This window comes from Paenibacillus sp. P4_A7 (assembly GCF_056402455.1).
Genome location: NZ_JBFUHJ010000242.1, coordinates 1 through 8,050, shown reverse-complemented (window position 1 = coordinate 8,050; position 8,050 = coordinate 1). Strand labels below are relative to the sequence as shown.

The 8,050-nt window shown below is 43.5% G+C and carries 11 protein-coding genes; 4 read left to right on the top strand and 7 right to left on the bottom strand.

What is annotated here, in order from left to right; translation table 11 throughout:
• From AC1DWN_RS22140 to AC1DWN_RS22120, 5 genes are all read right to left on the bottom strand, one after another.
• The coding region (locus AC1DWN_RS22140) for a glycine zipper domain-containing protein (protein WP_477561066.1) at positions 1-135 on the bottom strand (135 nt) is incomplete at its 3' end.
• A 412-nt stretch (positions 136-547) separates the two neighbouring features.
• Positions 548-784 (bottom strand): amidohydrolase family protein, encoded by a 237-nt coding sequence (locus tag AC1DWN_RS22135; protein WP_477561063.1) that lies wholly within the window; start codon positions 782-784, stop codon positions 548-550.
• Positions 730-1,011: a hypothetical protein gene (locus AC1DWN_RS22130; RefSeq protein ID WP_477561065.1), complete on the bottom strand. Its 282-nt coding sequence runs from the start codon at positions 1,009-1,011 to the stop codon at positions 730-732. Before AC1DWN_RS22130 ends, AC1DWN_RS22135 begins: the two co-directional genes overlap by 55 nt.
• A 119-nt stretch (positions 1,012-1,130) precedes the next feature.
• Positions 1,131-1,445, bottom strand: coding sequence for an enolase C-terminal domain-like protein (locus AC1DWN_RS22125; RefSeq protein ID WP_477561062.1), 315 nt, complete (start codon positions 1,443-1,445; stop codon positions 1,131-1,133).
• Positions 1,442-2,254 carry a glycosyl hydrolase family 95 catalytic domain-containing protein gene (locus tag AC1DWN_RS22120; RefSeq protein WP_477561064.1) on the bottom strand — a complete coding sequence of 271 codons (813 nt, stop codon included), beginning with the start codon at positions 2,252-2,254 and terminating at the stop codon, positions 1,442-1,444. Before AC1DWN_RS22120 ends, AC1DWN_RS22125 begins: the two co-directional genes overlap by 4 nt.
• On the opposite strand from AC1DWN_RS22120, the gene AC1DWN_RS22115 reads away from it, so the two are divergent.
• The 3 genes from AC1DWN_RS22115 (at position 2,247) to AC1DWN_RS22105 (ending at position 3,544) form a co-directional block, all read left to right on the top strand.
• The gene (locus AC1DWN_RS22115; RefSeq protein WP_477561067.1) at positions 2,247-2,534 is read left to right on the top strand and encodes a hypothetical protein; all 288 of its coding nucleotides are present in this window, start codon (positions 2,247-2,249) and stop codon (positions 2,532-2,534) included. The genes AC1DWN_RS22120 and AC1DWN_RS22115 overlap by 8 nt on opposite strands.
• Positions 2,491-2,691, top strand: coding sequence for a helix-turn-helix transcriptional regulator (locus tag AC1DWN_RS22110; protein WP_477561061.1), 201 nt, complete (start codon positions 2,491-2,493; stop codon positions 2,689-2,691). Before AC1DWN_RS22115 ends, AC1DWN_RS22110 begins: the two co-directional genes overlap by 44 nt.
• Before the next feature lie 217 nt (positions 2,692-2,908).
• The gene (locus AC1DWN_RS22105) at positions 2,909-3,544 is read left to right on the top strand and encodes a DsbA family oxidoreductase (protein ID WP_477561060.1); all 636 of its coding nucleotides are present in this window, start codon (positions 2,909-2,911) and stop codon (positions 3,542-3,544) included.
• A gap of 422 nt (positions 3,545-3,966) precedes the next feature.
• On the opposite strand, the gene AC1DWN_RS22100 is transcribed toward AC1DWN_RS22105, so the two are convergent.
• Together AC1DWN_RS22100 and AC1DWN_RS22095 are read right to left on the bottom strand one after the other, a co-directional pair.
• Positions 3,967-5,262, bottom strand: a complete 1,296-nt coding sequence (locus tag AC1DWN_RS22100) for an alpha-L-fucosidase (RefSeq protein ID WP_477561059.1) — start codon at positions 5,260-5,262, stop codon at positions 3,967-3,969.
• A gap of 27 nt (positions 5,263-5,289) precedes the next feature.
• A complete protein-coding gene (locus tag AC1DWN_RS22095) occupies positions 5,290-7,086 on the bottom strand; it encodes a glycoside hydrolase family 36 protein (RefSeq protein ID WP_477561058.1) in 1,797 nt (598 codons plus the stop codon).
• Between the two features lie 168 nt (positions 7,087-7,254).
• Here AC1DWN_RS22095 and AC1DWN_RS22090 point away from each other — a divergent pair.
• Positions 7,255-8,050: helix-turn-helix domain-containing protein (locus AC1DWN_RS22090; protein WP_477561057.1), on the top strand; the 796-nt coding region annotated here is incomplete at its 3' end.

The following is an 8,050-nucleotide window of genomic DNA, read 5'->3' as shown; positions in this document are numbered from 1 at the left end:
ACCTAACGCCACGCCAATGGCAATGCCGATCGCAATATTATCCAAAGCCAAGCCGAAGATGACGCTTAGCGCAATTCCGATTCCCATGCCCGAGGCGAGCTTTTTACTGCGATTATTTTTGTTCTCTTCACTCATGTCTTCAGCCTCCTCATTAATGATTCCTAATCAAGTGTGCGTTATGGTTATAACTGAGACAAAATCATAGCTAAAACAGGAATAAACATGACTACGGCTGAGATTTTCTATATTATCAAATGAGATTTATTGTATTTATTTTTGTTACAAATGAGATTAATTTATCAGCCTATAAAAGATGTTGTGATTTCATGAACTTATGTTTCCATAGCGCCATTATCCTATATTGAGAAGCTTCTCAAAAGATTTTGCTTTTGAACAACCTAATCCATGGTATAAGAAGGAATTCCCGGTTTACACGCATTAAAGTTAGTTAGACACTTCGCTGATCGGACGTTGTCAGTTTTAATTGCGATTATCCACCAACTTATAAAACCTCGAAGCATTATTACCATAGAGGTCTTCTCGTTCCTCAGCCATCAAACCCGGTAACGCGCGCTCCACGACTTCCACAACTTTTTTTGTAAGAGGCGGCCAACAAACAGACCGGCCAATCGCTACCGAACATTAATCTCTTTAACCCAAAAGCTCTTGTCGTTCGAATAATAAATGGYACGATGTCGTCTGTTGTCCAATGACAATGATCCGCCTCTGTTACCATACCCGATAATTTGCAATATATATTCGGATTAGCCGCGATTTCTTCCATACACTTCGTCCAAGACTCGAGTGCTTTCTCCTTAATATTGGTTTCCCGATATGATCGATTACGCCTCTCAATTGCGAAATTAGCGTTACCAGCTTAGCGATGGAAGAAAGCTGGTTTTCTTTAACGAGCAAATCTACTGGAAAATCCAGATCCGCAAGCAATCTGAACCCATCTATTATACTTGGTCGAAGGACATAGTCGGGGTCTTCAAAGCTTTGAAGCATGATGCGTACGCCAATGAACTTGGGATGTTTGCGAAAAGTTTCTAGTTGACGTTCGAAAGTATCGCTTGATATCCACCCATCCGACCACGCCGACGATCGTCTCGGTTCGTTCCGCCCCCGAACTATCTTACTCGATATTGTTTGAACAGCTCCGGAATGATCACCGTTGAAGTTCCCGGCATTTGTGGAAGTACGTAGTGCCCATCTTTAACGGTAGCTGGTTCAACAAAAATATGTCTGATCCACGGGATGTACTCGAGCATGATCGCGTTTTGAGTGGATGCCACAAGATGCTGATGTATTTGCCCCATATCGCCTACGTGCGGACAAATCGGCACATCATAGGATGCGGCCAGCCCTGCGACTTGCAACCATTCCGTTATGCCGCCTACCCGAGTAACGTCGGTTTGTCCATATTCCTCTAGCGACTGTCTCACCACTTCCTCGACGGATTGCGGATCGGTGACGTCCGCGTGCAGAAATATTGCTTCGCCACCGTTTTCCTTATCTGATTTACGGTTTCTTCGCCTTTGGCGACATCCAGATCGTTCACGATAACGAGAGCGCCTTCCTCTGCACCCGCACCTATACTTGCATAGCTGTTAGCCGTATGCATGTATGACCAGCCGCACTGTTCGATTAAATTTACGCCATTCGCACGGTTATCTACTGCTTGGACGAAAGCATTGTAGATTTCCGGCGGACTATCCGGATCAATTTCCGAGCCCGGAAATAAAGGATAGACATGCGCGAGATGGTGATGCAGATCATTATCTGTAAAATGAGGATGCATCCACTCGCGAATTGCTCCGTTTTCGTTGATCTGATAAGGCGGGATCTTCTCCAGCATGGCTGTCCATTTACCGATTTCATCCTTATACATCCCAGCCACGTTTGCCATCGAAACGATGCTCGAAAGAACTTCCTTCGCAATTGCGAAATCCATCGTCGCGTTGACGGTCGTTTCCATCACGTCGACGGCTTCAAGATCATAAACAATATTCTCTTTGGCGTAATTGCCCGGCGTATTCTCGGGCGAAACAGAAGGACTGATCACGTAATAACCATCGTAACCTATCGTTAAATAATCTTCGTAGAACAATGCCGTTTCATATAGAAAAGATAAGGCCCTCTCTCGTAGAAAATCATCATCTAATGTATATCGATAATACTTTGCATAAAATTGGGCGATCCAGCCCGCACCCGATATCCAATGGACAATATGAGGGTAAATGATTTTGAGCAAACCTGACTCCGGGGTCGTAGGCGCGGGAATGAAAATCCGCGTCCGATTCAACGTATTCGGCATCGCTACCGGTACCCAGTCCGGGATGTATGCCGGTCCAGTTCATCTACCGCTCGGCACACTTACCGAGTTCAGGGATGTATTTGATAAGTGCTTTGTTCTGCTATCGGACAAAACCTACTCACTTCCCATCCATACGCACGTATCCCAGTCTATACGCCAACTGATCAGCGGTATTGGCATTAGCGTGGGAGGAACAGCATTTAATTTTATTATTTAATGAACAAACGGGATTCCCGCCAATCGAATACTTTCTCCGGATGAAAATCCAAAAGGCAGCCCAAATGCTCAGCTTAACGGGTCTGTCCATCAAAGAAATTGCTGCGAACATCGGTATGAACGATCCTTATTATTTCTCAAGGCTATTTAAAAAATAACGGGCTCCACCCCTACTGCTTATCGGAACGTTCCGAAAGGATAGAGAGTTATATTCGCATAATGAAACACCTAACGGCGTAATGTACTCAATCAGTCTCGTGTCACTCAAGTTGACTTTATTTAAGGATTTATTGTACTGTAATCAAGTTGAGTCGCGGTTGAGTCGCGGTTGCGACGAGCTGCTCGAAAGTTTTGCAGTATGAAGGAGGGTTTCAAATGCAAGTGGAAGTGTGGTCAGATATTGCTTGTCCATTCTGTTATATTGGTAAACGGCGTTTCGAAGCCGGACTTGATCAATTTCCCCATAAAGATCAAGTTAAAATTGTTTACAAAAGCTTTCAACTKAATGAAAACGCGAAAAAAGATATGCAGTATGATGCGTACGATGCACTTTCCTCCAGAACTGGAAAGAGCCGTGAAGAAGCAAAGGCGATACACGAGAGGCTGGCCAAACAAGCTGAAGCTGATGGCTTGGACCTTAGATTTGATACGCTTCAGTTGACAAATACGTTAGACGCTCACCGTCTGCTTCACTTTGCGGCGCAGCATGGCAAAAACAATGAGGTAGCCGAGCTGTTGTTCAAAGCTTATTTTACTGAATGCAAGCATGTCGGCCGTCATGAAACGTTGATTGCGATTGCTGCTGAAGCAGGGCTTGATCCGAAAGCTGTAGAGGAGATGCTGGCTAGCGATCAGTACACCGATGAAGTGCGGGCGGATCATCTCGAGGGCGTTCGTTTGGGTGTAAGTGGCGTACCGTTTTACGTCATCGATCGCAAATATGCTGTTTCCGGCGCGCAACCGACGAATGTGTTTCTCGAAGCACTTGAGAAAACATGGGGCGAGTCGTAGCCATTAGCCGTACTGAACCCTACTTCAGTCGAAGTAGACCCAGTGTGTAAGTGCAAGAACGAATAGTGTACAGAGGAGCTGTTATCCCGCATGGAATGAGCGGGGCAACGGCTCTTTTTTTCGATTATAAGACTTTATAAGTTTCATATTTATAATATGCTTATAATTCAACGCGAAACTTTGCTTTCCACCAAGGACGGCGTCAGCCGTTTACTCTTGAACGCATCAGTCTAATAAAACTTTATGGTACGTGGGGCCTTCACATAGACATGCATAGCCTAGATCCACTTTATCGTCTGTTCCGCAGTGTATAACCGCCCAAGTGGAAAACGCAAAAAAAGCACACCCCAAGCGCAATTACGCTTGATTTGTGTGCTTCACTTTGATTAGCCCATTTATTTAGTGCTTAGGTAATACTCTCGCTATGCGTATAAAGTAAAATCCTTTATGATTACAGTGTCCACACTGTGATTAATAACAAGATTGACCTTTTTGATTTTCTTATCCAGTTTGATCAATCGTCTATGCCCAATACATTCCGCATTGAATATTTCCTCAGTTCCATGTTCAGTTTCAACTGTAACTGAAAAGTCACGGACTCTTTCACCATAATGGATATCCTCCATAATGGATATGTTCTTAACATGGGTTAGCTCTGTCAGCGCTATCTCATAATGGTTTCCAATCCCTCTCGTTGACTTGACAGGATTTGCATATATCTCCCTTACAAGTGCGCCGAAATCCTCAAATTGCTGCACATCAGGAAAATATCCGTCACGATGAATCGCCATTCCCATTAACAAGTTGGAATTTCGTCCAACACTATTGTAATAGCAGTTTAGCAGGTGTTCTGGCGTGTAGACTAAATGGTCTTCTCCCTCTTTCCAGACCCATCCGCCACCCATTGCTTGGTGTGACCTGTTTCCCATATCAGATTCCGCAGGAACCCAATATTCTCCTTTGTTGTTTCCCATACCGATTTCCGATAACTCTTCAATCCCACTGAATGAACTGCTGTTGCTATGGTAGGTTGACCAGCAGTTAACTGGTGCCTCTCCACTCTCATTACCTATCCATCTCAAATTATGTATCTGCTCTTGCAAACCTTGGAAGCAAACTGCATCAGGCTGGTACCTACTAATCAATTCCAAAACATTAGGACCACCCTGACTCTGCGGTATGACTCCACCATCAAACCATATTTCAAACAGTTCCCCATAATTTCCCCAAAGTTCTTCCAGCTGTTTATCTACCACTTTGATATATTCTTTGTACTTATCCGATAGCTTATCATTAAGCATTTCATCGTTTATTCCATAGTAGCCGTTGCAACCTGTCGAATAATAGAGACCGGGTTTAATATCATACTTTTTGCACGATTGAATAAAATCTTTTACTATATCTGCTTCTCCATCTAAATAAGGGGAACCCTCAACTGAATATTTGTTTTGTTTTGTTGGCCACATTGCAAAACCTGTTACATGCTTTGCAACAAAAACAGCATACTTTGCGCCCATAGCTTTCGCTGCTGCCATCCATTGATCCGTATCGACCTTTTGGGGAGCAAAGGTTTCTGCTGTCATGATATGCGGAGAAGTCTTCCATTCATTCGTAGGAAGATCTGGATGAAAGGTTTCCAAATTATAATGAATGATCACACCTAATTCACAATTTGCCCATTCCTCATGCTGTTTTGTTGGTACTGGAATTATATTCATACAATTGACCTCCATTTTCTTTTTAAACTAACCAATCGGAATATCATTTGTTGTACAAATGAAAAGTCTGGCTTGATGTGGACGAAGCTCAACTGCTATTTGCTCAGATTGATAGCCGAGCTCCTCATCTGTCCAGAAATCGTGAATCAAGCAAGAGTGTGGCAGTGTTACTTCCAAGGTAGTAGATACATCCTCAAAATTAAACACAGCGATCAATTGCTTGTTACCTAAATTGATTCTACCTATCTTGAAGCTACTATCATCAAATTTTGCCGGGACATTTGTAGGTTTGAGTAGTTTCCGCAGTATTGCTTTTGTATGCTCGGATTGCTCCATCAAGTTATCTCCTGACAGAACCATTCCACCGGAGCAATAAATATGCGTCGCATGAAATAGAAATTCATCATCCGTCAATCCGCCCTTTGATACTATCCTATTTCCGTCGGGCCCGATTTGATTATTAAAGCTATCTTCCAACAAAATACAATCCGGATCATTGACCCATAATTGTTTATGCTGCCAATTCCGCCAAAAGCATTCTTTAGCATTCTTTTTAAACGTTTTCCATGAATATGTAATATCGTCTGAGATTCTCATACCGTGTACCATTCCCAAAGAAGGCCACATGGGTGCATTGCAACCAAGTATAAAGCTATCGGCCCCTGCCCCTTCAAGCACGGCTTTCATCCCTTCTCGATACGCTTCTACCCTTGTTGTATTGGGCTGATAATATGTACCGCCATGTAGAGCACCCCACATATTCGCATCCAATTTAAAAAATTTACTGCCCCACACTTCCCTCATTGTCTTAAATACATGTGTTAGGTAGTGCTGCGCTTCTGGATGAGTTCCATCCAGCATATACCAAGGACCGTTACGCCAACCGCCAAATGAGACAGCTTCTGAGGAAAGCGGGTTACCGCTTGCATCTTTTATAAACCAGTCCGGATGATTTTTGAATAAATAAGAATCTTTCTCCGCAATGAAGGGGGCTACCCAAATTGCTGGCTCAAGCCSTTTGTCTAAGATCGAACGACAAAGTTTTTTCATGTCTTTAAATGTTGAACCAGGAGTTAACCAATCCCCCATGTAGGCTTGATAACCATCATCGATCAGCACATATTCGAGCCCCGGATACTCCGCAGACATCTTATCCATATTGATAACGATATCTTCTTCTTTCACCTCTGGTCCATAACAATACCAGGAGCACCATCCAGTTGGCGTTTCCTCCACTTGTAGGAGAGGGTGATTTGCACGAATCGCTTGTGCTACTTGTTCGAAGAGAGTATTATGGTCGGTCCCTTGGAGAACTACAAGTTGTTCCAACTGCCACGTTTCTCCAGGCGACAGTCGCAATCCATCTGTTACAAGTACAATTTCAACAGATCCCTGTCCAAATCGAATCTCTCCGTTAAAACGGTTGCAAGAGGTAAAGGCTATCAGAATATGGTCGGCATCCTTGGGAGAAAACATTGCAAGATTATAAACGGTATTGAATTCTTCGGCTTGAGGAATTTTGTAATGACCGCTATCACTATAACCCGTAATGCTGCTAATACTATCAATTGTTCCGACATACTGCGAAAGCTTACTGTAGCCTTCACCGTAGACAGGAGTGCTTACACCAAATGGAAAATCTCTCTGAAACAGAACGATCTCTTTAATGTTACAACCTATGTCTCCATGATTGATCAGCTTTGAATCGCAATTATCACCGCTCCAATTTCTTTGCAATTCAATTTGTTCATTAGTAACCTCTTGTTCCCCCATCAACCTTACAGACCAATCCGCTTGCTTCACATGAAATTTGTTGCCTTTCATTGACCAATCCTCCCTATATGATGAGTAAATGTTTCAAGACCCTCCAAGCAGAGCCAACCTTGTAATACATCTTACTAAAAATACGGAGAAATTGGCTTTAGTATATGCTATACTTTTTGCATAATTCTAAGATAATAAGATACATAGTCAGAGGGGGGATTCATAGAAATGACTGGCCGAACTCAGAAAATAACCTTTCAAGACATCAGATCACGCATAGTAGGAGCAGGAGTGTATCCCTTTCGTTCCAGAGAGAAAGTACTTCCTCGACTTCCATATGCACACACTTTTACTTATATCAAGAACGGTAAGGGTACCGTAACGATTGGCGAAACGGAATATCGAGCGGAACAGCACGATTTGTTTTATATCGAGCCGGGCATCGTGCACAGTTACGCCGCAGACAGCGAAGATCCGATGGTTCACGCTTCTGTGTACGTCGATTTGCTTTGGAACACATCCTCTAAGTTGAAAGGAGATACAAATCTCAACGAGCACCGACTGGAGGCATACGATCCTACACTGAGCGCAGCTCGGGTCGATTTTATTGCCCATTCGCAGCCCCACGCCCATTGGCCACCAAATGTCAAAACAACAGTTCCTTCTCATGCCGAGTGGCTTAAAGCTTATTTATCCGTTATTCAGCATTTTGACTCCCCAGACTTTACGACGGTCATCCGGCTGCGCTCGTTGTTCGAAACGTTTTTGGTGGATTTTGTACATTTCTCGGCTCATCCCGTTGAAGCGATCGATCCTCGAATACGGAAGATCATTGAATGGATGCGAATCAATCTGACGGAAGATTTCAAGCTGGCTGTTTGGGCGAGAACCTTTAAGTTAAGTGAAGCGTATCTTTACGAGCTATTCCGTAAAGAAACCAACGACAGCCCCCACCGGTACTTTATGAACTATCGACTTGAACAAGCAAAAACCGAGCTCCGCGAGACGAACCATTCCGTTACAC

What these genes read in the sequence shown, in the direction of transcription:
- AC1DWN_RS22100 (WP_477561059.1), bottom strand. Translation starts at nt 5,262, where the DNA reads ATGAATATAATTCCAGTACCAACAAAACAGCATGAGGAATGGGCAAAT.